Source organism: Lacinutrix salivirga, from assembly GCF_053604675.1.
In genome coordinates this window covers 23,717-48,215 of sequence record NZ_JBSHNP010000092.1, presented here as the reverse complement: position 1 = coordinate 48,215, position 24,499 = coordinate 23,717, and the positions used below count along the sequence as shown (strand labels likewise).

Genomic DNA, 24,499 nt, shown 5'->3' with positions numbered 1-24,499 from the left:
TTAGTCGTAAATTTTTCTCACTATGCTATTTGGTCTTCCTTGTACTTGCCTAAAAATTTTATACATATAGATGCCTATAATGCCTAAAAAGGTGGATATAATACCTAAAATTAGAACGCTAACTGCGATTGTAGATGTCCAACCTATTTGCACTTCGTCCATAAACATTAATTTCTTAATGATTAAATACACTATAAATAGAATGCTAAAAAACGAAATGAATAATCCAAAATAAAACAAATACACTAAGGGTTTACCAGAAAAAGAAGTCACTGCTTGCAACATTAAATCTGCGCGTCTCCTTAATGAATAGGTACTTGCGCCTTCGCGTTGCCCTTTTTTTATTGCAATTCCTTTTTGATTAAAACCTACCCAATGCATCATGCCTCCAAGAAACAGATTCGCATCGTTAAGACTAAGCAATGCTTTTACATATTGCTTACTCATTAATCTTTCGGTTAAAATATTATGTGGGATTTTAGTGTCTGATAATTTATTAATCAATACCCAAAAAATACTTCCTAAGTACTTTTCTAAAAAATTGCCTTTACGTTGTTCTTGGTATCCATAAACAACATCTAAACTAGCGTCTTTATTAATTTCTTTATAAAAATCTATTAATGCACTTGGTGGTGTTTCTAAATCATTATCTACTAAAAATACGTGTTCTCCTTTTGCAAATCCTAATCCTGTTTGAATGGCATAATGATGACCAAAATTACGAGACAAGTCTATTAATTTAATCTTAGGATGTGTTTCTTTTTGTTGTATTAAATAGTCTAAAGAGTCGTCTGGTGAACCATCGTTTACAAATATGAGTTCGTAATCTTCAATTTGTAACTGCTGTATTGCCTTTTCTATTTCCAAAAGAAAAGTCTCCAAAAAGGGTTTGGATTTGTATAATGTAGTAACAACAGATAGTTTCATTTTTCTTTTAAAATTATATTAATATTTTAAAAATGTTCTTGCGTTTGGACCTTGGTTAAATAATAAATCTAAAATACTTACGCCATGTTCAAAAGGTGGAAATAACTGATTATATTCTTCATAATTAGAATAATCCATCCATTCTACTTTAATATTTTGGTCTTTAAAACTAGCTTCATTTATATAGCTTTTTGCTGCTGGACCACTTAAATAGGTCGAAGCCTTTAAACTTTTACAAGCTTGTATTAAGCGCTCTTGTTTATCGCCTTTTAAATGTAATGACTTTGAGTCTATTATCTTGGTTTCAATCTTTAAAATCTTACAAATTGCTGTAATAAAAAGTGTATTAATTTCACTTAAATTAGAAGGCACTTGATTATAAATCTCAAAAATATCGGTTTTATAATCATTAAAATAAGGTGCTTTAGCATAATTTGCTTGCAGTGTTCCTATATGCTTTTTGGTCCAATTGGTTTTAAACACTTCGGTTTCACTAATTTTTTGCTCTAAAGCTAATTGCCTTACAGCAATGGTTAGCCATTGTAATCCATTAGGTGTTTTTATTAAATTCCTGTTTCTCCAGTCGTTTTTAGTGTATTGTACCTCGTCGTATATTACAAACACATCAGATTTGGCTATTATATCGAAATAGCCTTTCCATGGAATGTAGTTTGATTGTAATATAGACACTGTCATTTTTATTCTTCTAAATTTAAAACGATTTCAGGTGTGTTATTTTTCCAAATTAGCGTTCCTACAGCTTCCCAAGGCATCGCTCTATTATTTTTTAATAAGTCCTTTTCCCATTTAAAGGTACTTTTTACATTTCTTTTTACTATTTGGAAGTTGGAGTCTTTTAAATCCACTTTATTTTTATAAGCATAAAATGCTGAAAATTTTATTAATCCTTTTTCTAATTTACCTAAATTATCTAAAACTTGGGAGTTGTTAGATCTAAAGGTAAAATTAAGCCAAGTCCCACTTTTTAGGTATGTGTCTGGCATTCCGTTTTCATCAAACAAAGGCAACAACTTACCGTTATGTTTTAAGGTAAATACTGTTTCATAGCCTTTAAAATGAGAATCTACAAAAACACCATGTGTTACAACTCCCAAAAATTTGCCAGAAAAAAGCATTAAAACACCTTTTATATAAGCAACTTTAGAAGTTATAGCTTCTGAATTATCAAAATTTTTATTTGCGTAAGTAACAATAGGTTTGCTAATTGGAAAATTAAAAGATGTGTTTAATTGAAGGAATAAAAAAGCCACAAACAATACCTTTACTCCTATAATGTTGAAGCTATCATATTTTGAGTTTTGAGGAGTTTTTACCAAAATCGGGATACCACAACTGACCTCTGTACAACGTTCGGTTTTTCTGTTTTTAGCTATCGTATTGTATATTTTATTCGCTATATAATTAACTCCTGGAATAAAAAACAATAGCGCAATTGGGTAAAATAATGGCACTAATCGACTTACTCTTTTGTAAGTGTCAACACCAGAAAACACTGTATTTGTTTTATCTACACTATATATATCGCTTAATAAGACTTCTGTAGGAATCCCTTGAAGTGCTTGAGTGGTTTGCGCATGTTCTTGTACACTTTTAAATTGAATTGCTTTAAACACATCAAAATGCGACACTACAATTTTAGTTTTTACACAAAGTGGACAAACTGCATCGTAAAAAAATTGAAGCTTAGGTGATTTTAATTGAATAGCCTTAGTTAGTTTTTCCCACCATTTAACAGGAACCATCAACATATAAATAGCTGCAACTCCTAATGCAAAAAAAGGAATAGGAAACTCCAGTAAAATACCTAAATGTAAACCTAAACCAATACATAGAAAAAGCACTCTAAAGCGTTTAATAAAAAAAGTGAATGGGAAAATTATTTCGAAGGCAAAGGTTAAATACCCTAACCCTTTAATTAAAATCTCCTGATTTAATAACCATTGGTTATTTAAAATAGTTATTTGCGGTAAAGATGCTGGTAACCACATACCCAAACCATTTATCCATGTGTCGCATTTAATTTTTGTAAAAATAGAATCGAAATACACAATTGCTACTCCTGCAAATATGATTAGAAAATAATTTAAAACCGATGTCTTTTCGATTGGGTTATGCAGCTGTTTAGTATTAGAATATTTGAGTTTTTCCCTTAAATTATCAATAGAAATAGATTTGGAAACTGGAATAAAAATCAATAAAAATGAAATCCCTAAATAGGCATAATCCATGTGATAAGAAAAACTATTTAAGCCATTAAGCATAAAAAAAGCAAAACCATAGTTTGCAATAGCAATCCATCTGGTAAACACACCAAATACTAATAGTAAAAGCACTACCATCCACAACACTAATGGAATAGCATAATTAAAATTAGACTCTTCTATAAAAGGAATAGGATCAAAATACAGTTGTCTGTACCTAAATATTCTAAAGACTTCAAAAAACAGATTTAGTGCAAAACAAATTCTAAACACTGCTAAGCCTTTAGAACTAATTTTCTTGTTGTATAGTCTGTTTATAAATCCTAAAAACCGCATCTAATTTCTAGTATTTAAAATAGTTTCAATAGCTTTCCAAATATTTTTCGACGCTTGTGTTGGTGTTTTTCCAACTATAATTTCGTACCATTTTTTGCCTTCTTCTACATTAGATAATTTACCCTCTAATATGTGTTTCACTAAGCCTTCTAAATCTTTTTTATCTTCGCAAAATACAGCAGCTTCTTTACTTGGCATGCTTCTAAAGTGTACGTACTTGTAATTCTGACCAATATCGCGAATGCCTTTTTTAAGCTGTGGTTGTTCGTAATTATAATAAATGCAAGGTTTGTTATGTGCTACAAAATCGAATACTGTAGAGGAACATACATTGGTTACCATTTCGGTATGCTCGCAAACGTTATACAGCATTTTAAAATCTTCTTTTTCTGGTAATACCTGATTCCATTGGCTTCCTATTGGTTTCCAAATAGGGTCTAAAACAGTTATAACGTCCTTGTTCGCTTCAAGTATAGCATTATATCTTGGAGTAAAATCTACAGGACATTTTCTATAAATAATTCCTAAATTTTTGCCTTTAGTATTTAAACTTCGTACAGCATTTGCTAAATCTTCTAAATAATATTGATCTAAAGGCGACGTCGTTTCATCGTCTCCAGAATAGCAAATGTATTTTTTATTTATATCTAAATTATGTGCTTTAAAAAAGTCTTCGCGAGACTCCTTTAATTCGTCGTAATAATGTGGTTCAAACTGTGGTGTTCCTGTTACAAATATCTGTTCTTCTTTTACAAAAGGGTAATATTGCAGTACTTCGCGCTTCATGTGTTCGCTCCACACGACATAAAAATCGGTTTCGACTACTTGCATGGCTTTGGGTACATTATCCCAAGAATACACAAAGGCAACTGTAGGAATTCCTAAATCTTTGGCAGCTAACAATGCACTTATAGATTGTGTAGCACGCTGTGTGGTACAAAATATTAAATCAGGTTTATGTTCCAGTAATTGTGCTTTACAATAGGCATATTTTGACGTGGAACGCTCTAAAGTATTTATCTTTTTACGAATTGTTTTTACCCCTTTTTCGGAAGAATGTAATCCTATTAATAGCGAAATATAGCTGCTTTTTAAAGCGTTTTTTAAGCCTTTATAATTTAAAGGAAATTTATATGTTGGATAGACATCATCATTAAATTTATCGCGAGACACATTAAGCTCTATACGTTTTCTAACTCTAGAATATAGTGCAGTTAGTGGATGTTGCGAATGGTCTTCGATAGTAACTTCCTGAAACCCTAAATTATCTTTTAAAGAGAATACTGTATTATTCCAATAAGTAATATCAAAACCCATTTGCTCACCAATACTTTTAAAATTGGTAAACGCAAAATTTCTTAATCCTACGCCATCCGGAAAAAAAACAAAAACTTTTTTCTTCATGTTTCAAAATTCAGAATTAAAGCCACAGAATTAACATAGCGTAATTCTAAAATCGTAATTCTTAAATAAATTTTATCCTTTTTGATTTTTCAACTTATCGCGTTGTACTTGTTCTATTGGTAATATATCTGTTTTTTTAAACGATAATGCCTGATGAACAGCACGTAAATCTCTCGATAATTTACGTAAACCCATTGGCTCTAAAGAGGCTGCGTGGTCTGTCCCTTTCCAAGTTCTATCTATAGTGTAATGACGCTCAATAATGTTTGCTCCTAAAGTATATGCTGCGATATCTGTAGCAATCCCTAAATGATGACCAGAAAACCCAATGTGTTTTACATCGTCTTTATATTTTTCATTTAATAAATTAATGTCTAATAAGCACACATCTTCAAAAGGCACTGGATAACCAGATGTACAGTTGTACAAAACTAAATCCTTATTTCTGTTGTGTTTTTTAAATAGATTTACAAGATCTTCAATCTCCTCTTTAGTCGTCATACCTGTTGAGATATGAATTTCGCCTTTGTAATTTTCGCACAACCACTCTAACATGGCAACATTGTTATTACAAGCCGAAGGTATTTTAATAAACTCTGGATTTAAAGACGCTATTTCTTTAGCAGAAGTCACATCCCAAACCGAAGTAGAATAGGTAATCCCAATATCTTCGCAATAGTCTTTTAATTCTTGGTGTTGTTTCACATCAAACTCTAAATACTCTCTATGTGCTCCATAAGTATCTCCATAAGAATTTACAGGATTTGGGTGTGGATCGTTATATTGCTTTTCGGTAAGAAGCTCTTTATTGTTTCTTTTTTGAAACTTTACAGCATCTACATTACAGAATATTTTAGCCACTTTAATAAGTTCTTTCGCTAATTCCATTTCACCCTTATGGTTACATCCAATTTCGGCGATTACGTATGGTTTTTTATAAGTATTCATTGTATTTTGGGTATTAATATCTTTTGTTATAATTCATTATAAATTGGCAGGCTTCGCGAATAGCTCCATCTGCCGAGTTTCTGGACAACACAATATCTGCATGTTGTTTAACTATAGCTGTTGCATTATTTGGTGCTAAAGACCAACCAACACTACAGATATTGGTTAAATCGTTAACATCGTCTCCAACGTAAGCCATATTACTTAACGTTACGTTTTGCTCTTGTGCTATTTTATTTAACAAAGTGTATTTGTCTTTTACGCCTAAATACACCTGTTTTATTTTTAATTTTTGCATGCGTTTTGCTACTAATTCCGATTGCTCAGACGTCATAACAATAACCTCTACATTAAACTGTCTTAAGATTTCTAGTCCCATACCATCTCGCATATCAAAAACCTTAGAAAGTTCGCCATCTTTACTATAGGTAATACAACCATCTGTAAAAACGCCATCGACATCTAACACAATATGTGTTATTTTTTTAGATTGTTTTTCTCTTTTTTGTCGTTCAATCAATAAACTTTCAACAGCAATCCAATCGCTTTCCGAATCTATTTCTAATAAAGAATCTTCATGCATTTTAACCACTGCAACTTGTTCGCCTAATCTGTTTTTATGCTTTAAAAGCACAGATTTTTTACACGTATAAACCGCTCCATTCTCTATAAGTAAACCTTCAAAATCCTGACGACGTGGTCGTTTTAATGGGTTATAATTTATTGGAGTTCCGTTGTCGTTCCATAAAAACCGATGTGTATTTACAACTGTTAATGCAGAATCATGCTTGGCATCTAAAGCGTTTAAACAGTTATTAATGTCTTCGCGTTTAGTAAAAGGTGATGTGGCTTGTAATAGGCAAAACACATCAAAGTCGTATTTAAGTATGTCGCATAATTCTAGCATTGCCATTTCGGTAGATGCTGTATCGCTTGCACTTTCTGCACTGCGCTTAACGGCTTTTACCTTAGTGGTCCATTGGTATTCTTTGGTAATAAAATCAATAATATCCTCATCGTCTGTAAAGACATAAACCTCATCAAGATCTGAAAAAACAGCTTCTCCTAAAACCCAAGTAAATAATGGACGTCCAACCATTTTACGTTTGTTTTTTCCAGGAATACCTTTAGAACCTTGCCTTAGCGGAATACAGCCTATTTTTTTCATTTGAATTTTAAAATATATTATTCAGAATAATCGCTAAAATACACTTTTTTTCGGATGAAACAACAAAAATATAGGATAAAAGGTGTTTTAATTATGAAAGAGGTGCGTTTTATGGCAAACTAATTTTTATTCAAAAAAGCACTTAAATCTGATGTGAAAATTTTTGCTCCATTACTATTTAGATGATTTTTATCATTAAAATAGGCATTGTTTTTATAATCAGTATTTAATGAATCAAAAACAAATATTTTATTATTTGAATTGGTTAATTTTTGGAAGCGCTTATAAAAACTTAAATTAAAAGGATATAAATTTGGTGTAAACACATATACCAATTCTATATTATTACTTTTACAAATATCTTGTATGTTTTTAAAAGCGTTTAAATAATCTGTCCTCTCATTTAAATCATCATAAGTTTGTAAAATATTAGAATATTCAACAGTAATAGTATCTAAAGCTACTTTAGGTATAGAACCATGCGTAGTAATAGTAGTATTATATTTAGCCTTCTTTTTTTTAAAACTAAAATCATTTCTATCTAATCGCAAAAAACCAAATGCTTTAGAAGCAACATTTCTTTTACCATCTTCAATTAATTTGTTGTTTATGTATGAGTATTTTGATAATGGAAATAAACGATCGTATCTAAAATTTAATGATTTATATTTTGAGAAAGTATGTTTATGGTCTAAGCAAAGCAACAAGCGTTTAGGTGCTGTATTATGTTTTATATACGTTTTTAAAATAAATTCATGAAATACTATATTAGAGCCTTCAAAAGAAAGGTTATAGCTTTTTAAATCTGTTTCTTGCTCTAATTGGCTTGCTAAAATATTATTTGCTCCTCTTGAGGAACCAATAATAATTAAATCTTTATCAAAATTACCTTCAATAACATTTTCTAATCGTTTGTCATACTCAATATTTGCCATATTGTATATAAAAAACCAACTCACTTTTTCTATAACAAAAAAGCTAATAAAAAATACAATTAAGTTTATTATAAAACGCTTCATTTTAAAACTGAAAATATATAAATTCGGGTTTAGACTCTGCACTAAATACAAATATTAGTACTATTAAAAGCATGTAAAACGTCCAACGGATTGGTCTGCTTTTTTTAATCAATACGTTTTCTATAGCATATAATTGATGTCTTCCAAACCACTCAACTATTAGAAAAAATAGTATTAATAGTATTAAATTAGTTGGTCTAATGGTTGGTAAAAAAAATAAACTTTTATCACACATTCCTTTTAAATACGACCATGCGTGGTTTAAATTTTCTGCTCTAAAAAACACCCAAGCAATAACGGTTAAATAAAAAGTTAGCATCATATTAATAGCTTCCTTTACACTTGGTAAAATAGTATTTTTGGCAACCACATCTAAATGAGACCTATTACGATTTGCAAGTAATATTGGAAGAAAATACAGTGCATTTAGTAAACCCCAAAAAACAAAAGTCCAATTAGCTCCATGCCAAAATCCACTGACTAAAAAAATTATAAAAGTATTTCGAATTTTTAATAAAGTACCTCCTCTACTTCCGCCTAAAGGAATATACAAATAGTCCTTAAACCATGATGAAAGTGAAATGTGCCAACGTCTCCAAAACTCTGCAATATCTCTTGAAAAATAAGGAAATGCAAAATTTTGTTTTAAATTAATACCAAACAATCTTGATGTTCCAATAGCAATATCTGAATATCCAGAAAAATCACCATAGATTTGAAAAGTAAAAAACAAAGCGCCTATTAGCAATGTGCTTCCTGAGTAATCTTCAGAATTATTAAATATCTGATTTGCATACTCTGCACAATTATCTGCAATCACAACTTTTTTAAAAAATCCCCAAAGAATTTGCCTACATCCATCAACAGCCACATTATAATTAAATTTTCTTGTTTTATAGAATTGTGGCAAAAGGTTTGTTGCACGCTCTATTGGTCCTGCAACTAATTGAGGAAAGAAACTTACAAATGCTAAAAAAGAAAACAAACTAGAAGTTGGAGTTAACTTTTTTCGGTAAACATCAATGGTGTAACTTAGCGTTTGAAATGTATAAAAACTAATACCAACTGGCAGTATTATATTTAAGGTATTTGGCTGTATTTTATTTCCGAAAAAAGAAAAAGCGTCAATAAAATTATCTACAAAAAAATCATAATATTTAAAAAACCCTAAAAATCCAATATTAACAAAAATACTAATCCATAATAATAGCTTTCGGTTAGCTTGCTGTTTTTCTTTTTTTAACCGTAAACCTATAGTATAGTCAAGTAACGAACTAAATAATATTAAAGATAAAAATCGCCAATCCCACCAGCCATAAAAAATGTAACTAGCAATTATTAATACTATATTTTGTGACTTTAAATTCTTGTTTACTAACCAATATAATCCAAAGACTATTGGTAAAAAAATCGCGAAATCTATGGAATTAAAATACATAAGTTATGCTAAAGGATTAGCCATAGGAACAATTTGAGTTGTGTTTTTACGCTCAATGAGTTGAGTGGTTAATTCTTGAAATGTTGAAACAAATGCCGATTTTTTTTGATCTAAATACACCACAGTTTCGTTATCTAAATAACTCTCAAACATTTCTAGTCCAATTGTGTGTACTAATAATGTTGGTATTCCCATCATTCGTGCTTCGATAACACAGCCAGAATAATTGGTAACGTGCAAAGCACAACGACTTAGCGTTTCTGGTAATGGTGTTGAAAACGCATCTTGAAGTTCTGTTTTATCCCAAATCCCTTTTGTTTTCAAAAACACTTCAAACTCCTCTAAAGTGGTTTTGTTTCTTGGATGCATGCGCAATATCCATTTATAATTGGAGCTTTTAATGGCTTCAATTAAAACGTCTGTAAACAAATCTAAAGGAGACGTTTGCATGCTATAAAAAATAAGTTTTTCGTTAGTTTTAGCACCTTCAGACTGTTTTAGCCAGTAGTTAATATAAGGCTGTCCAAATAATACACTTTTAACTGTTTTGGTGTTTTTAGACCAACTTTCAATATTAGTTTTAGAGGGTTGATCCCAATTCCAAAATTGGCTTGGCATGGTATTAAACCCATTTTCTGGCACGTTTAGCCAATGTGCGTAAGCCATGTGGACGTTGGTTTGTGGACCATGTTGAAAATCGACCGTTGTAATTCCCATTTCATTTGCAGTAATTAGTGCTGCATACAAATCGTCCAATCCATAGTAGCCTAAAAACACTACTTTTTGAGGTTCTGTTTTATTGTAAAAAGATTTAAAAAAGGGTTTTAAAGTCACAATTTTTTGAACCCATTTTAAAATATGTTGTTGAGTTATTTTTAATTGATTTGCATTAATAGCCAACCTTTTTAAAGCTGAAACAAATGCATCATACTCCTCTAATTGTATTGTATTTGGGTCTACTTTAGGCTTTCCTTTTAATTTTAATAACAGCTTATAATCGTTTAAGTTTGTAGCTAATGGAATTATTGCTTTTTTATTATAATTGTTTGCATAAACACGTTGATATTCTAACATATAAACAGCGTCGTGAAGTTGATACTCTTCGACTATAGCATCGTAAAACCGATTAAAATAAAGACCATCTTGTTGCACACGATGAATGTGAGACCCAAAAAACAATAATTTCTTTTGCTTTAATTTTGAGAAGAATAGCTTCTGATTAATTAAAGCTTTTATAAGCTGAAATGGTAGTTTTATTTTTCTGAAGAATACAGGGTTAGTAACTATTTTTTCAGCTGAAACAGTAGTGTTTTCAGACTGTTTTTCGCGCGTAAGCAAATGCATATAAATAATAATCCTAACGTAAGGCCAAATATGGATACCACTAACTTTCCATTGGCTAACAGGAAATTGCTGTTCCAAAGTTATAATGGTGTTTTTAATACCTTCTTGGTTATCGACGTGTTTCATAACACTATTTAATAAGCTTCAGTTTATATAAAATAGATTTTAAAAACAGTTTTAAATATAGCTTTGTTCTCCCTTTACCTAAACGAAAATCTATATGCGCTTTATATTTCTCTAAATAATGGTCTGGATGAATTAAATTTAAAATCTTTTTACTGTTTTCAACTGTTTCAAAACTAGCTAAAGCAGAGGCTTTAACTACAAAAAACATATTTTGTTTGTACCACCAATTTACCTCTTCTTCTTCCCAAAGCAAAGGTCTAAGTACATCTAAAAACACGTAATTATGCACTGCAAATTTTTCTTGCCAATAGTTAACCCATTGCTCGTTTATATGGTTTTGACCACCTTGATTTGGGATGGCTGCCGAAAACAAAACCACATCACTAGCATGCACTAAATTTTTTACAAAAACAGAAGCGCTTTCTGGACTTAAATGTTCTGCAACCTCTAATGAAATGGCTAAATCGTATTGTTTATTTAAAATAATCTCTTGCTCTAAATCGACCATTTTAAATTCGGATAAGTCAATATTTTTAGACAATAACTCTGTATTAGTCCATTTGCCATCCAAACCATAAATTGTAGTCGCTCCTTTTTCTTTAAATGCTCTTAAAAAAGTTCCTAATCCACAGCCAAAATCGACCACACTATCTGGTGTAATAAATTTTGAGCACACCTCGACTATGTGTCTTGGCGCAGACATATTGTGAATTTTAGTAGTATGTAAATATTTGTTTTTTGTTGAATCCAAAATAGTCTTCTATTTTAATTTTTTATGAATTTCTAATTTCGCTTTAGCCTTTTTAAAATCTGTTATAAGCTGTCCAAAATAAGTCTTTGTATTGGTTATGAGTGCCTTTTTAAAAAACGAGCCAATAATTTTTAACTTACTTGGTGATTTTACATTAAAAAGTTGATGATAGGCTAAGGTTTCACTTTTAAATCTATTAACCAAACCTGCTTTATTTCGTTTTATAAAATAAAAGAAGGTTTCATTCATATTAAAAATATTAAAGCCAGCATTAGTAACGCGTTGTGACCATTCTTTATCTTCACTAAAACCTAATTCTTCATTAAATTTATGCTGTTCCCAAACGCTTTTTACGACTACAGCACATGCAGCCATTAAGCCAAATTTTAAGGGTTCTTTTACTAAAAAATTGTTTTGTAAAGCGCGTTCGTAATTCTGATAAGAGTTTATATAACGTAAACCAGCAACATTGGGTTTACTATTTAAAAACGCTAAAGTAGATTTAAAAAAGTAGGTGCCAACAGGAACGCTATGCGAACTTAAAAGCAACACATAGTTATTTTTAGCAGCTTCAATTCCCATATTAATCGCTCTGCCATAACTAAAATTAGTAATAGTTACGATTTTACAATTGTAGCGTTTAGCAACTTCTAGGCTTTGGTCTGTAGAGTTGTTATCCACCAAAATAATCTCATCAATATCTTCCTTATAAATAGTGCGCAAGGTGTTTAGTACCTTCTCAAGGTATTCTGCTTCATTTTTATTTCTTATAACAATACTAAACATGTATTACCTTAGTTTCTTTTTAAGTTTATAAAGCGTCTTTTTAAGAGCAGGAATACAATTCAAAACGTAATGTTTTGAGGTAATTTCGTTGTTTTCTTTCAGCTTTAAATAAATATCTTTATTAATTTGATTGGCATCTTTATTGGCAATTAACCTACTTATATATTGGTTTTTATGTGCTTTGTACACTTCTAAATCAAACACGTCTTTATAGAGTTCTAATTGGCCTAAAAGTTCTAAAGTCACTTGTGTACGTAAGCATTTTTCGCATTTCGAACAGTTTGTTTTTTCTGCATGAATTGGTGCAATACACACATCTAAAAATTGATATGATGGTTTATATTTTGAAACAATTTCTGTGCGCTCAAAACGAGAATATTGTGCCATAGATGAATAGAAACTCAAGGTTTCGGTTTCAATCATTTTAAGTAAAAAAGTATCCCAATCGCTTGTGTCGTTTTTGTTGAGTTTAAAATAATCAAACCTAAATGCCGAAGCATAAAAATAAACAGATATGCCTTTTTGCAATGCCAAAACGCAAGACAAATGGTAAATACTGTGTAGTTTCTGGAAGTCTTCACCAACAACATCTAAAACATTAGAATCAACTTCTATTAATGGTAAATTTGCTCGTTTAGCAAAATCTTTAATTCTATTTAAACGTTCCTTATAAATACGCTCGGCAATTTCACCACCAAATAAACCATGAGAACCAGCATTAAAATGGGTAAGATATTGTACTGCGTGTCCAGAAGTATTGTCTAAATGTGTTGCCAGTGTTGAAAACGAATCGATACCACAAGAAATCCCAGTAGCTGCCACTTTATTAGTGACATACATAGCATGACTTACTGTTTCCGAAGTAATTTTTATTGGTTGATATTCTGGATTAGACAACGCAAATGCAGGAATCAAGTACGTATTTAATGTGTACAGCAATTTGGCTGAAACCTTTGCTTTAATTTTAATATCCTCACCATTTTTCATTGCCAAAACCAACAAACCAACCAACGCAGCATCTGCAGTTTCGGTTACTAAAAACGACTGATACTCTAAAGTTGTTTTATACCAAAGCGTTTCTGTTTTGCCTAAGCTCTCAAAAGTGGTGTTTAGGATACAGTGTGTTTCTGTAGTCGTTATTTCTGGTTGGTAAATTATCATTTTATTGAGCAATGCTATTATATGCTTGTAATACCTTGTTTTTTATTAATTGATATTCAAATTTAGGTTTTATATTATTTTGATTGATTGTAAATGCAGACTTTATTAATTCTGGATTTGTCAACGCTGTCTTTATTTGCTGACTTATCTCGTGGACAGCCTCACAATTTTCGATTAGCAATCCGTTTTTTTGGTGTGTGATTACCTCTTTAGTCACTCCTCCAGGATTAGATTGGATAGGGAATGCGCCCATTGTAATAGCTTCCAACAAGGTGTTTGGCATACCATCACTTACGCTATTACCAATATAAATTAGCGATTTACCCATAAGTTGCAAAATAGCATCGTGAGCTAAAAAGTTTTGTTTATTATGTATTTCGATGTTTAATGTTGAAAATACTTCGGTTTGATTAATAAAATTCACAACCTCATCATCTGATCCAAAAACTACAATCTTATATTTTTTTATTACGTTTTCAATTGAAGCTATCGCTTTTAAAACTTCAATACTTCTACCTAAAGCACCTTGATAGCCTTTAATTAAAATGGTGTTTCGCTCTGCTATTGGTGTAATCCAATCGGTGTTTTCTACTTTAAAACCTCCTCCTCCAGGAAATGCGCCAAGAAATTTACCCTTAAACCCATAATGTTTAGCAATGTTATAATCTCTTAAATTATCGGTAAACAAAAAATTAGTGTTGTTTAACACTGAATTTAAATCTGCTTCGTAATTAGGTTTATTGGCTTTATTAAACAAATCACTTCCCCAAGATGAATAAATCCAAGGGATATGTTTGTGTGTTTTCATGACCTCCAAAATAGGCAAACCACTAATTTGAAGCACAAAACTGTGTACACAATCTGGTTGCACTTCTAAAAGCACTTTTTCGAAAGCGTCTGCAGCATTATTTTCGGTAATTGTACGTATTGATTTATACAGTTTTGGCACGTGTTTTTTAACAAAATGGCGTCCTTTTAATTTAGGATATTTAAGTTTCCAGTTGGTAAATTGTGTTACCCAATGTAAACGCGAAGATCCACCACTATCTAAAATATCGAACCAAAATACCTCATGCCCAGAATCCTCAAGCTGTTCTGTCCACCTGAAAAAATGTAATGAAGGCATGGATACCATGAGGATTTTCATTCTTTGTTAATTTATAACTTTATGGTTACTATAATGGTTTGGTTTTTTGTATTGTAAAAAAACTGATAGGCTTTATCTCGTAAATTAGAAATAATAACCTCTAACAGCATATTATTTATAGTTTGTAAATCTAAAAACGAAATGGTTTTTTTTCCTAACATTAATTTGGCACTCTGTTTAATCGATTTATAGCCTGAATGTTCTTTTATTTGAAACTGAATTACCTCATTTTTAACCGTTAGCAACACGTTATTTATAAAGGCTTTGACTTCGGCTTCTTTGTTTGTGAGTTTAAACGTTGAAGCGACTTTGCTTAAGGCTTCGTAATTGGATGGGTTATAGCTTCCGTAGTCAAAATTAGTATTTGCTTTTACTTTTTTTGTAGATGCTGTTAGCTTTAAATACTCCTGATTAATTTGCTCTAAATTTGTGTGAAAAGGCGTAACATCGTTTTTAGTTCTGTAGTTTTTTGGATGCCATTGGTGTAGCATTAAAATAGTTTCAGTATAAAATTCTACGGGAATATTAGCGTTTTGTAGTCGTACGTGGACGTCTGTATCTTCACTTCCCCAACCATTATAAAACTCGTCGTAGCCATTTATGGACTCTAAAGCTTCAGTTGGAAACAAAGTCATTCCTGTGGCTTCTTTTTGAGATTTAAATTCTATTGTATAATCTGCAAAAGCTTTACTTTGAGTAGATTCTTTTTCGTTTAAAAATCCAACTTGAAAGTAGGTGACTTTGGTGTTACTTTTCAGTTTAAAAAAATAATCCACACATTCTGGATGGTAAATCATATCCATATCACCAACAAAAACATAAGGCGTTTGCACCTGTTTTAAGGCAATATTTATAGCTCTGCATTTACACCATAATTGCTGTTGCGTGTCGCAAGTAATACGCGTTACAAACTCGTAGTTGGCTGTTAATTCTGCTAGACCATTTTTGTACTCTGGCAAGCTTCCATAATCGACTAACAACACCTTAAAATTAGTGTTGGTTTGTTGGGCTAAAGCCTCTAAACTATTTTTTACAATGTGCAATGCTCTGTTGCGATATGTGAGGATTATGGTAATCACGATAGGCTTTTAATTTGTTCTTTATTTAATCCTTTTCTTTTAAAAACAAAGGTTTTAAATCCCTGTAAACGAAATAGTTTTTTAAACACACGTTCCGACACAAAATAGCTCCAACTATTGGGTTTTAAAGTGTTAAGCATTTGATAATCGTTAAATACTTTTGGTTCTGTTTTTAAACTTTTAAACTGCTCTTCCATCCAAGGCTCTAAAAGGTTTCCTAAGTGGTAAGCGTAATTATCGTAAGTGGCTAATCTGTAACCTCCAAATTTTAAAACTGGTGTGTCTGTGTATAATTCTTCGCTATTTCCGCCCAATTTATAAGCGCTTTGCTCTTTTGGTAATTTACTAAAAACTTCTTGTTTGTAAGTGCCAACAAAGTGTGAGTTTCCGATTACTGCAATCGTATCGTCTTTGGCTTTTAAAGTAGCAAAAACATCTTTATAATTAGCGTTTAATCGTCTCCAACCAATACTATTTGCAAATCGTGTTAAGGCTTCTACATTTTTTACTGGTCTAAATTTTAACTGACTCGAAAACAGATAACGTCTCCAAATATTACTAGTTAAACGTAACTGTGTTCTAAAAACAGGAACTGGACTTACCATACCTGCTTTTGGGAACGCTTTAAACACATTTACAACAGCTTGCTCCCAACCGTTAACAAACAATACATCTCCATCTGTAATGGTAATAAGACGCTCGTTTGCAGTACGTAATGCTTTTAAAATACTATTTATTTTACCAATGTTTTCTTTAACAATAATAAGTTCGTGTATATGGTTTTGTTGTTGTAAACCGAAGAGTTTTTCATGTACACTATCACAACTCCCATTACTAATTACTGAAATTTTTAAAGGCGATTGTGCTGTTTTTTGAACCGAAAGCACACACATTTTAAAAATGTTAAAGGCATTCTCGTAATAGTCTTTTTCATTAGGAATGTACAACGGAATAATCACACGATGCGAACAGGCTTCGAGCTCTAATAGTTTATCTCGTGTTACATTATCTCCTTTTCTCATGTTGCGAATGGACAGTTTTTGAGTAATAATTAATATTATAAAAACTTAAAAATAAGTTTTGCATTTCTTTTTAAGTTTTTTAAATATTTTAAAATTAAGGTCATTAATATTAAAAAGCAATTTATTTATTGGACGTAAAACTTTGATTAAGTTTGGTTGTTTAATTTTAAAAAATTGACGCTTAGTTAACAATATTTTATTTTTCCAAAATAAATTATATGCGTTTTTATATAGTTCATGGCCAAAAGGAAAAACTTCAACTTCTTTAATTGGTATTTTACCTAACTCGTATATTTCACAAATACTTTTAGGTTTCTTTTTATATTTCTGTGCAAATTCAAAATCAATAATCTTCAAATTACCAAATTTATCTATTATTATATTTGATTCGTTCACATCTAGTATTGTAATGTTTTTCTTGTATAAAATTTCAAAAAAAGATCGAAATTGTATAATATTTTTTATGCTAAACTCAATTTTATCTTGATTTCTATCATTATCAATAAATTCAGTAATTAAATAATTAACAGAATAATCTAATAATTTTGGTGTAAAATTGTATTGTGCCATTATTTTTAAAAACCAAATTTCTCGATTCAAAAAGTCTAATTTTGTTTTTTTAAATGTTTTTTTTACAGCTAAAGAATTTTTATATTTTATGAGTTCTACTTTTGCTCTGGAACCGTGTCTTGACAAATCCTTTACAACTACATAATTAGTTTCTATTTGCTTTTTTTTATTAAAAAGCTCTAAATTTAAGTACTTTATATGTTTTTCACTAAAACCTAATTGTTTTAAATAGAAAACACTTTCAAAAAAATCATCAGACGAATGTAATGCATTTAATGACTTATCTGACTCTTTGTTTATTGAGTTTCTTAAAGCTATTTTAAGTTTTGTGGCTTTTACATTTTCTAAATTTGGGTATAATGTTTTGTATTTTCCTTTTGGTCTAATGGATAATTCATCGAAAATTATAAAATAGTAAACTGGCTTACCTGCATTAATTTTAAAATCACCCTTGTCCCATTTACCGCCTCTAATATTCTTTTGTGCGTTTTCTAAAAATTTTTCTGGTATTAAAGAATGAAAAATCAAATCAAAGCCATACTCATCAAAATATTTTATTATTTTTTTAATATTATTATTTGTATTTGCTAAATCTCTTAACAAAAAAACAGATAACCCTTCTATATAATTATATTCAATTAAATAATCGTTACGAAAATCATTAACTAAAAAGCCGTAAAAAGTATCATTTCTTAAATTTTTTAATTTTAATAATAAATCATATTCAGGTAAAAAATTGTTTTTTTTGAGAAATACGTAAAGAGATTTTAAATCTACTTCTTTTATTGATAACTTATTAATTTCAAACAATTGATTTAAAACACTTTCATAATTTCTCTTACTTGAATATTTATTTAATTTTCCTTTATTAGAAATATTTAGTCCACTTCTCAAAGACTTATGAAAAACAACATGATATGTCAATGATAATAAATGATGTTTATTATCAGGCACGTAAAAATCATTGTTGTGTAAAACTTTATTTTCTAAAATACTATAAGCAATTTCTCGAGGATAATATGGTAAGCCAGCGTAACTAGTAGTGTCTTCTCCCGAGCTTGAATAAACATCTAATGGTAATACACCTACATTACCATCAATCAACTCTGAAAAAATAGGAATACTTGAATCGGATATTAAAATATCTATATCCTCATTAAGATCCTTAATGTTTTCAATTTCATCAAACCATCTTAGTACAACATAATCTATAGTAGTATTTTTAAGCATTCTTAAAAACTCTATTCTAGTGAATTCAAATGGTATATATCGTCTTGAAGTTAAATCCTTAGATTTAATTTTCTTTTCATAAACAAAACCTAAGTTACACCATGTTTTTATTGAAGTAAAAAAGTATTTATTCTTATAAAAATATTTAATAAGTATTAAAGGGTTATTCAATAATGTGAATAAAGAAACAAAAACGTAATTGGGTTTATTATTAGAAACTATAATTGGATTTATTGAAATACTATCAATAATAAGTAGTTCAGCATTAGAATTTGGTAAAATATTATTCTCATTAAATAAAATCCTTTTCTCTTTGTTACTTTTGAAAGCACTATTGTTAAAAATAAATATATAATTTTTAAATCCTTTTTTTTTTATTTGATTAATTCTATCTAAATTAATTCTTGAAGTGTATATAATAGTTTTTATACTTTTTTTAGAAAAATTACTTGGTTGTAATAAATTTTTAAAAAAAAATAAAAATTGACCTAGAAAATATTTAACGATTGATTTAAACATAAATTAATGAGGTTCTACAGCCAATTATAATCAATAAACACTCCTTTTCTCTTTTTGGCAGGCAATTTACCAGTACCATAAAAATCACCTCCATGCACATTAAAATTAATGCTTTCTTCTATATAATCAAACATACTGTGCCCTATAGAGCAATTAACATTTAAATAGTATTCGCCACTATTTAGAGGTAATTTTGGAATACAACAAATATAAGTATCTTCTCCTTTTTTTAGAGAAAACGTTTTATTAATACTATCGCTTCTACATGAAAATAAAAAATTCCCTTTACGATTATATACTGATGCTGTTAAAGAAATTTCGTTGTATTTTAAACCTGTTAAATTTTTTAATACAAAATTAAAGTAATAAGGTTTTCCGGTAACTGCATCTGAATTTTGTTTAGATTTATCCATATTACATATTACATCTGTAATTCGTAGTTCATTACCTAGATCTTTTGGTCTTCTAACTTCATTTAAGTTAATATTATTAAAATAATGTTGACTTCTCTTATAATAAAAATTTATTGCGTCTGAAGTATCTCCATCGAAAATTATAGTTCCATTCTCAATTACTATAGTTCTTGTACACAAATTTTGGATTGATGCCATATTATGACTTACAAACAGTACTGTTCTTCCGTCTCCTCTGGATATATCCTGCATTTTACCTACAGCTTTTTTCTGGAATTCAGCATCTCCAACCGCTAAAACTTCATCAATCACTAAAATTTCTGGTTCTAAAAAAGCAGCAACTGCAAATGCCAAACGCACTGTCATACCAGAAGAATAACGTTTAACTGGTGTATCTACATAGCGTTCGCAGCCTGAAAAAGCAATAATTTGGTCTAATTTTGTAGTGATTTCGGATTTCGTCATGCCCAGAATCGCTCCATTTAAGTATATATTTTCACGACCTGTCATTTCACCATGAAAACCCGTTCCGACCTCTAAAAGTGAAGCTATTCGTCCTCGTGTTTTAATTTCGCCAGTTGTTGGACCTGTAACTTTAGATAGTATTTTTAAAAGCGTCGATTTTCCTGCTCCATTTTTACCTATAATACCCAAAACTTCGCCTTGTTTAACTTCAAAATTAATGTCTTTTAAAGCCCAAACATAATCAGATTTTCCTTTAGTGCTTCTATCATTTGACTCACCTATTTTTAAATAAGGATCTTCTTTGCCTCGTACTTTATGCCACCAACGATTAAGATCATGACTTATTGTACCTGTACCAATTAGCCCTAATCTATATTGTTTGGAAATATCGGTAAGTCTTAAAATTACTTTTTTACTCATTGTTAAAAGGACAATTTAATAATAGTTTTTTACCTAATTTATTAATTACATCAGGAGCTGGTAAATAAGGAAAATCATAAAAAAGTTCATTTATCTCTTTAGAATTTAATTTTTCTCTCAGATATTTCCCTTTGTATGTATTTAAACCAACAGATTTAAAATAGTCAATAAACTTAATTCCATCTCCAGAAAGGTTATTAGAAAATTCTACCCAAATACATGGAATATTATATGTATGTGATACTATGATTCCATGTAAGGAGGACGATATTATTTTTTTACACTCTAAAATTTCTTTTACTACTTCCTCTACATTATTATTTAATAAATTTATAACTTTAATTTCTGAAGATGTAGAATATATTGAATTGACATTTTCAAAATCTATATAATGTGGTATTATTCCAAATTCATATTTTGATATAGTTTTAGGATTAAAATACCTTGGAAGTAATATTGCAGGATCTCCAAATACTGGTTTAACATCAAAACCTTTGTTTTTTAAGTATTTATAAGTCTCAGGTCCTCTTACAGCTAAAAATTTAGCGTTTTTCACCTTATCCTTTTTAGAAATAATACCACTTCCCCAAACAATACAATTTTCGTTAACATGAGCTAATATGCTTCCAATAACTACATAAATTGGTTGCTTAAAAATTCCGAAGATTACTTTTTTTGGTTGTTTCCATACTACAGTTTTTTTTGAAATTTTTTCAACTAAATATTTAGATAATATATCTCCAAAATTTTCTTTAGGTCTATTTTCAAATTTAACTGATGACCACCAAAATAAATAAATTTTCTTTTTTCTATTGATCATATTGTATCGATGAAGCTTTTTTCAGTTTTATTAAAAACCATTAATCCTATTAAAAATATAACCACACTAATTATAGTTGCATATATTAATTTTGAAGTTGAAAAATCTCCAACACCTAAGGTCATGTATCTAAACCACTCAATAATGGTTGTCATAGGGTTGTACTCTATTAAATAACCTGCGAATTCAGGTATTTTACCTTCTGCCACTTTGGTTTTAATTAATGATAATGGATACATTACTGCAGAGCCATACATAACGAGTTGTACTCCAAATCCAACTAAGAATCCTAAATCTCTATATTTTGTAGTCATGGATGAAATTACCATTCCAAAACCTAAGCCTAACAATGCCATAAGCACTACAATTAATGGAAATAAAAGCAATTCTATTTGTGGCATTGCACTACCTGCCTTATTTGAAAAGAAAGCGAAATACAGATAGAAAAAGATAAATACTAATAATTGGATGCCGAATTTTAACATGTTTGACACTACAGTTGACATTGGCATAATTACTCTTGGAAAATACACCTTACCAAAAATGTTTTGGTTTTTTTTGAAGGTATCACTAGTTCCTGTTAAACAGGTAGAAAAGTAATTCCAACAGGTAATTCCTGCTAAATTGAATAGGAATGCTGGTACGCCATCTCCAACATCAATATTGGCTATATTATTAAAGACCAATGTAAAAATTACCGACGTAAAAAGTGGTTGTATAAAGTACCATAAAGGTCCTAAAATGGTTTGTTTATACATAGTTATTACGTCTCGCTTTACAAATAAGAAGAGCAAATCGCGATAGCGCCAAATTTCTTTAAAATTTAGATCTACTAGTTTGTGTTTTGGCGAAATGGTATATAACCAATCCTTTTGTAGTGTTTGTTTATTCACTTATTTGTTGAAATAATCCCAAGTTATTTTTAATCCTTCTCTAACGGTAAATTCTGGTTGATAGCCTAAATTTTGTTTCGCTTTTGTAATATCTGCCAACGAATCTCTTACGTCTCCAGGTCTATTTGGTCCGTAATTGGCTTTAATAGTTTTATTGGCAGCTTCGTTTAAAACTTTCCATAAATAATTAACGCTTATACGCTCGTGACAGGCAATATTATAGACTTCATTTCCTGCTTCTTTTGAAGCAAAAAACCCTTTTATGTTTGCTTGCACTGCGTTTTCTACAAAAGTAAAATCTCGTGTTTGCTCTCCATCTCCATTTATGGTTGCAGGAGTATTATCTTTTATCGCTTGCATAAATAATGGAATTACTGCTGCATAAGCACCTTTCGGACTTTGTTTTGGTCCAAAAATATTAAAATATCGTAATCCTATAACATCTGTATTGTACGTTTTTCCAAAAACATCTGCATACAATTCATTGACATATTTAGTAACAGCATAAGGCGATAATGGTTTCCCAATTGTGTCTTCTACTTTTGGCAAAGCTTTGCTGTCTCCATAGGTTGAGCTTGAAGCGGCATAGACCATGCGTTTTACGGTTTTACTGTCTTTTAGAGCAATCATCATATTTAAAAAACCAGACACGTTAACTGCATTGGACGTTGCAGGATCGTTAATTGATCGTGGTACAGAACCTAATGCTGCTTGATGCGTTACGTAGTCTATACCTTCCATTGCGGTTTTACATGTTTGCAAATCTCTAATATCACCTTCAATTAACTCAAAATTTGGATGTGATAAAAAGGAAGCTATATTTTCTCTATGTCCATTTGAAAAATCGTCTAAAACACGGACGGTTTTTGCTTCATTTTTTAATAAATACTCTACTATGTTACTGCCTATAAATCCTGCGCCTCCTGTAACCAGAAAGTTTAGATTTGATAGTGGTTTGTTATGGTATTTGTTGCTATACATTATAATCTTCCGTCTACTAAATTTTTATCTAAAAGGCTTTTAACATCAAAAACAACAGTGTTTTTGGACTTTAAAGCCGAAATATCTAATTCTAAAAACTGTTGGTGTGCTACTGCTAAAATAATAGCGTCATAGTTTTTGTTTAAAGCTTTTTCTGAAGTAATTAATGGCAAGTTATAGGCTTTTTCTACTTCAGTTTTAGAAGCCCAAGGATCGTATATATCAATGGCTACATTAAAGGTTTTTAATTCTTCAATAATATCGATTACTCTAGAGTTTCTAATATCAGGACAATTTTCTTTAAAAGTGACACCTAAAATTAATGCTCTAGAGGTGTTTATTGCTGTCCCTTTTTTAATCATTAATTTTACAGTTTCCTGAGCTACGTAAGCTCCCATACTATCATTCATCTTACGTCCTGCCAAAATAATTTCTGGATTATAACCACTTTGTATGGCTTTTTCAGCTAAATAATAAGGATCTACACCAATACAATGTCCTCCTACTAATCCTGGAGTAAAGTTGATGAAATTCCACTTTGTACCTGCAGCTTCTAAAACCGCTTTGGTATCAATATCTAAGAGTCTGAAAATTTTAGATAACTCGTTAACAAAAGCAATATTTATATCGCGTTGCGAATTTTCTATCACTTTTGCAGCTTCGGCAACTTTTATCGATGGTGCTTTATGTGTTCCTGCAGTAATTATAGATTGGTATAGTTTATCTACTCGTTCTGCAATTTCTGGTGTTGAGCCAGAAGTCACTTTTAATATTTTAGTAATGGTATGCTTTTTATCTCCTGGATTTATACGTTCTGGAGAGTAACCTGCAAAAAAGTGAGTATTAAATTCTAAACCCGAATGTTGCTCCAAAACTGGTACACAAATTTCTTCGGTAACACCTGGATATACAGTAGATTCGTAAATAACAATATCATTTTTCTTTAAATAGCTTCCTACAGATTCACTTGCTTTTAGTAAAGGTGTAAAAATAGGTTTATTTGAGGCATCTGTTGGTGTGGGAACTGTAACGATGTAAATGTTAGAGTCTGCAATATCTTCTGGATTATTAGAAATTAAAAGTCCTGTTTCTGCTTCATTAAAATCAGAAACTAAAACTGCTTTTAATTCACTTTCTTCCACTTCTAAAGTAGTATCAATACCAGATTGCAGAGCCTTTATTCTTTCAGCATTAATATCAAAACCAACAACGCAATATTGTTTTGCAAACTCAACTGCGAGCGGCAAACCAACATAACCTAATCCTATTACTGTTATTTTATCTTTTAAAATCATTAGCTATTTTCCACT

The 24,499-nt window shown here is 30.4% G+C and carries 21 protein-coding genes; all 21 read right to left on the bottom strand.

The window, feature by feature from the left end:
- Complete coding sequence (locus ACVC5O_RS05055) at positions 1-927, bottom strand: glycosyltransferase family 2 protein (RefSeq protein WP_452220383.1); 927 nt, start codon at positions 925-927, stop codon at positions 1-3.
- A gap of 18 nt (positions 928-945) precedes the next feature.
- On the bottom strand, positions 946-1,623 hold the full coding sequence (locus tag ACVC5O_RS05050) for a WbqC family protein (RefSeq protein WP_452220382.1): 678 nt from the start codon (positions 1,621-1,623) through the stop codon (positions 946-948).
- A gap of 2 nt (positions 1,624-1,625) precedes the next feature.
- Positions 1,626-3,485, bottom strand: coding sequence for a DCC1-like thiol-disulfide oxidoreductase family protein (locus ACVC5O_RS05045; RefSeq protein ID WP_452220381.1), 1,860 nt, complete (start codon positions 3,483-3,485; stop codon positions 1,626-1,628).
- On the bottom strand, positions 3,486-4,889 hold the full coding sequence (locus tag ACVC5O_RS05040) for a CDP-glycerol glycerophosphotransferase family protein (protein WP_452220380.1): 1,404 nt from the start codon (positions 4,887-4,889) through the stop codon (positions 3,486-3,488). It abuts the gene before it with no gap.
- A gap of 72 nt (positions 4,890-4,961) precedes the next feature.
- Positions 4,962-5,837, bottom strand: a complete 876-nt coding sequence (locus ACVC5O_RS05035) for an N-acetylneuraminate synthase family protein (protein WP_452220379.1) — start codon at positions 5,835-5,837, stop codon at positions 4,962-4,964.
- 13 nt (positions 5,838-5,850) lie between these two features.
- A complete protein-coding gene (locus tag ACVC5O_RS05030; protein WP_452220378.1) occupies positions 5,851-7,005 on the bottom strand; it encodes a cytidylyltransferase domain-containing protein in 1,155 nt (384 codons plus the stop codon).
- A 119-nt stretch (positions 7,006-7,124) separates the two neighbouring features.
- The gene (locus tag ACVC5O_RS05025; protein ID WP_452220377.1) at positions 7,125-7,940 is read right to left on the bottom strand and encodes a hypothetical protein; all 816 of its coding nucleotides are present in this window, start codon (positions 7,938-7,940) and stop codon (positions 7,125-7,127) included.
- A gap of 85 nt (positions 7,941-8,025) precedes the next feature.
- A complete protein-coding gene (locus tag ACVC5O_RS05020; protein ID WP_452220376.1) occupies positions 8,026-9,462 on the bottom strand; it encodes an MBOAT family O-acyltransferase in 1,437 nt (478 codons plus the stop codon).
- Positions 9,463-9,465: 3 nt separating this feature from the next.
- Positions 9,466-10,932, bottom strand: a complete 1,467-nt coding sequence (locus ACVC5O_RS05015) for a hypothetical protein (RefSeq protein WP_452220375.1) — start codon at positions 10,930-10,932, stop codon at positions 9,466-9,468.
- A 4-nt stretch (positions 10,933-10,936) separates the two neighbouring features.
- Positions 10,937-11,635, bottom strand: coding sequence for a class I SAM-dependent methyltransferase (locus ACVC5O_RS05010; protein ID WP_452220374.1), 699 nt, complete (start codon positions 11,633-11,635; stop codon positions 10,937-10,939).
- Positions 11,636-11,692: 57 nt separating this feature from the next.
- Entirely contained in the window at positions 11,693-12,469 is a 777-nt protein-coding gene (locus tag ACVC5O_RS05005) for a glycosyltransferase family 2 protein (protein ID WP_452220373.1), read from the bottom strand.
- A gap of 3 nt (positions 12,470-12,472) precedes the next feature.
- Positions 12,473-13,630 (bottom strand): hypothetical protein, encoded by a 1,158-nt coding sequence (locus ACVC5O_RS05000; RefSeq protein ID WP_452220372.1) that lies wholly within the window; start codon positions 13,628-13,630, stop codon positions 12,473-12,475.
- Position 13,631: 1 nt separating this feature from the next.
- Positions 13,632-14,777 (bottom strand): glycosyltransferase, encoded by a 1,146-nt coding sequence (locus ACVC5O_RS04995; RefSeq protein WP_452220371.1) that lies wholly within the window; start codon positions 14,775-14,777, stop codon positions 13,632-13,634.
- A gap of 11 nt (positions 14,778-14,788) precedes the next feature.
- Positions 14,789-15,856, bottom strand: coding sequence for a glycosyltransferase family 2 protein (locus ACVC5O_RS04990; RefSeq protein ID WP_452220370.1), 1,068 nt, complete (start codon positions 15,854-15,856; stop codon positions 14,789-14,791).
- Positions 15,853-16,878, bottom strand: coding sequence for a glycosyltransferase (locus tag ACVC5O_RS04985; RefSeq protein ID WP_452220369.1), 1,026 nt, complete (start codon positions 16,876-16,878; stop codon positions 15,853-15,855). Before ACVC5O_RS04985 ends, ACVC5O_RS04990 begins: the two co-directional genes overlap by 4 nt.
- A 45-nt stretch (positions 16,879-16,923) precedes the next feature.
- The gene (locus ACVC5O_RS04980; protein ID WP_452220368.1) at positions 16,924-18,678 is read right to left on the bottom strand and encodes a hypothetical protein; all 1,755 of its coding nucleotides are present in this window, start codon (positions 18,676-18,678) and stop codon (positions 16,924-16,926) included.
- A gap of 533 nt (positions 18,679-19,211) precedes the next feature.
- Complete coding sequence (locus ACVC5O_RS04975; RefSeq protein WP_452220367.1) at positions 19,212-20,495, bottom strand: ABC transporter ATP-binding protein; 1,284 nt, start codon at positions 20,493-20,495, stop codon at positions 19,212-19,214.
- On the bottom strand, positions 20,488-21,315 hold the full coding sequence (locus tag ACVC5O_RS04970) for a polysaccharide pyruvyl transferase family protein (protein ID WP_452220366.1): 828 nt from the start codon (positions 21,313-21,315) through the stop codon (positions 20,488-20,490). The genes ACVC5O_RS04975 and ACVC5O_RS04970 overlap by 8 nt, the downstream gene beginning before the upstream one ends.
- A complete protein-coding gene (locus ACVC5O_RS04965; RefSeq protein ID WP_452220365.1) occupies positions 21,312-22,208 on the bottom strand; it encodes an ABC transporter permease in 897 nt (298 codons plus the stop codon). Before ACVC5O_RS04965 ends, ACVC5O_RS04970 begins: the two co-directional genes overlap by 4 nt.
- On the bottom strand, positions 22,209-23,189 hold the full coding sequence (locus ACVC5O_RS04960; RefSeq protein ID WP_452220364.1) for an SDR family oxidoreductase: 981 nt from the start codon (positions 23,187-23,189) through the stop codon (positions 22,209-22,211).
- Complete coding sequence (locus tag ACVC5O_RS04955) at positions 23,189-24,484, bottom strand: nucleotide sugar dehydrogenase (RefSeq protein ID WP_452220363.1); 1,296 nt, start codon at positions 24,482-24,484, stop codon at positions 23,189-23,191. The genes ACVC5O_RS04960 and ACVC5O_RS04955 overlap by 1 nt, the downstream gene beginning before the upstream one ends.
- Between the last annotated feature and the right edge of the window lie 15 nt (positions 24,485-24,499).

Coding starts and splice junctions, on each gene's coding strand:
- ACVC5O_RS05055 (WP_452220383.1), bottom strand. CDS start 927: ATGAAACTATCTGTTGTTACTACATTATACAAATCCAAACCCTTTTTG.
- ACVC5O_RS05050 (WP_452220382.1), bottom strand. CDS start 1,623: ATGACAGTGTCTATATTACAATCAAACTACATTCCATGGAAAGGCTAT.
- ACVC5O_RS05045 (WP_452220381.1), bottom strand. CDS start 3,485: ATGCGGTTTTTAGGATTTATAAACAGACTATACAACAAGAAAATTAGT.
- ACVC5O_RS05040 (WP_452220380.1), bottom strand. CDS start 4,889: ATGAAGAAAAAAGTTTTTGTTTTTTTTCCGGATGGCGTAGGATTAAGA.
- ACVC5O_RS05035 (WP_452220379.1), bottom strand. CDS start 5,837: ATGAATACTTATAAAAAACCATACGTAATCGCCGAAATTGGATGTAAC.
- ACVC5O_RS05030 (WP_452220378.1), bottom strand. CDS start 7,005: ATGAAAAAAATAGGCTGTATTCCGCTAAGGCAAGGTTCTAAAGGTATT.
- ACVC5O_RS05025 (WP_452220377.1), bottom strand. CDS start 7,940: ATGGCAAATATTGAGTATGACAAACGATTAGAAAATGTTATTGAAGGT.
- ACVC5O_RS05020 (WP_452220376.1), bottom strand. CDS start 9,462: ATGTATTTTAATTCCATAGATTTCGCGATTTTTTTACCAATAGTCTTT.
- ACVC5O_RS05015 (WP_452220375.1), bottom strand. CDS start 10,932: ATGAAACACGTCGATAACCAAGAAGGTATTAAAAACACCATTATAACT.
- ACVC5O_RS05010 (WP_452220374.1), bottom strand. CDS start 11,635: ATGTCTGCGCCAAGACACATAGTCGAGGTGTGCTCAAAATTTATTACA.
- ACVC5O_RS05005 (WP_452220373.1), bottom strand. CDS start 12,469: ATGTTTAGTATTGTTATAAGAAATAAAAATGAAGCAGAATACCTTGAG.
- ACVC5O_RS05000 (WP_452220372.1), bottom strand. CDS start 13,630: ATGATAATTTACCAACCAGAAATAACGACTACAGAAACACACTGTATC.
- ACVC5O_RS04995 (WP_452220371.1), bottom strand. CDS start 14,777: ATGAAAATCCTCATGGTATCCATGCCTTCATTACATTTTTTCAGGTGG.
- ACVC5O_RS04985 (WP_452220369.1), bottom strand. CDS start 16,878: ATGAGAAAAGGAGATAATGTAACACGAGATAAACTATTAGAGCTCGAA.
- ACVC5O_RS04980 (WP_452220368.1), bottom strand. CDS start 18,678: ATGCTTAAAAATACTACTATAGATTATGTTGTACTAAGATGGTTTGAT.
- ACVC5O_RS04975 (WP_452220367.1), bottom strand. CDS start 20,495: ATGAGTAAAAAAGTAATTTTAAGACTTACCGATATTTCCAAACAATAT.
- ACVC5O_RS04970 (WP_452220366.1), bottom strand. CDS start 21,315: ATGATCAATAGAAAAAAGAAAATTTATTTATTTTGGTGGTCATCAGTT.
- ACVC5O_RS04960 (WP_452220364.1), bottom strand. CDS start 23,189: ATGTATAGCAACAAATACCATAACAAACCACTATCAAATCTAAACTTT.
- ACVC5O_RS04955 (WP_452220363.1), bottom strand. CDS start 24,484: ATGATTTTAAAAGATAAAATAACAGTAATAGGATTAGGTTATGTTGGT.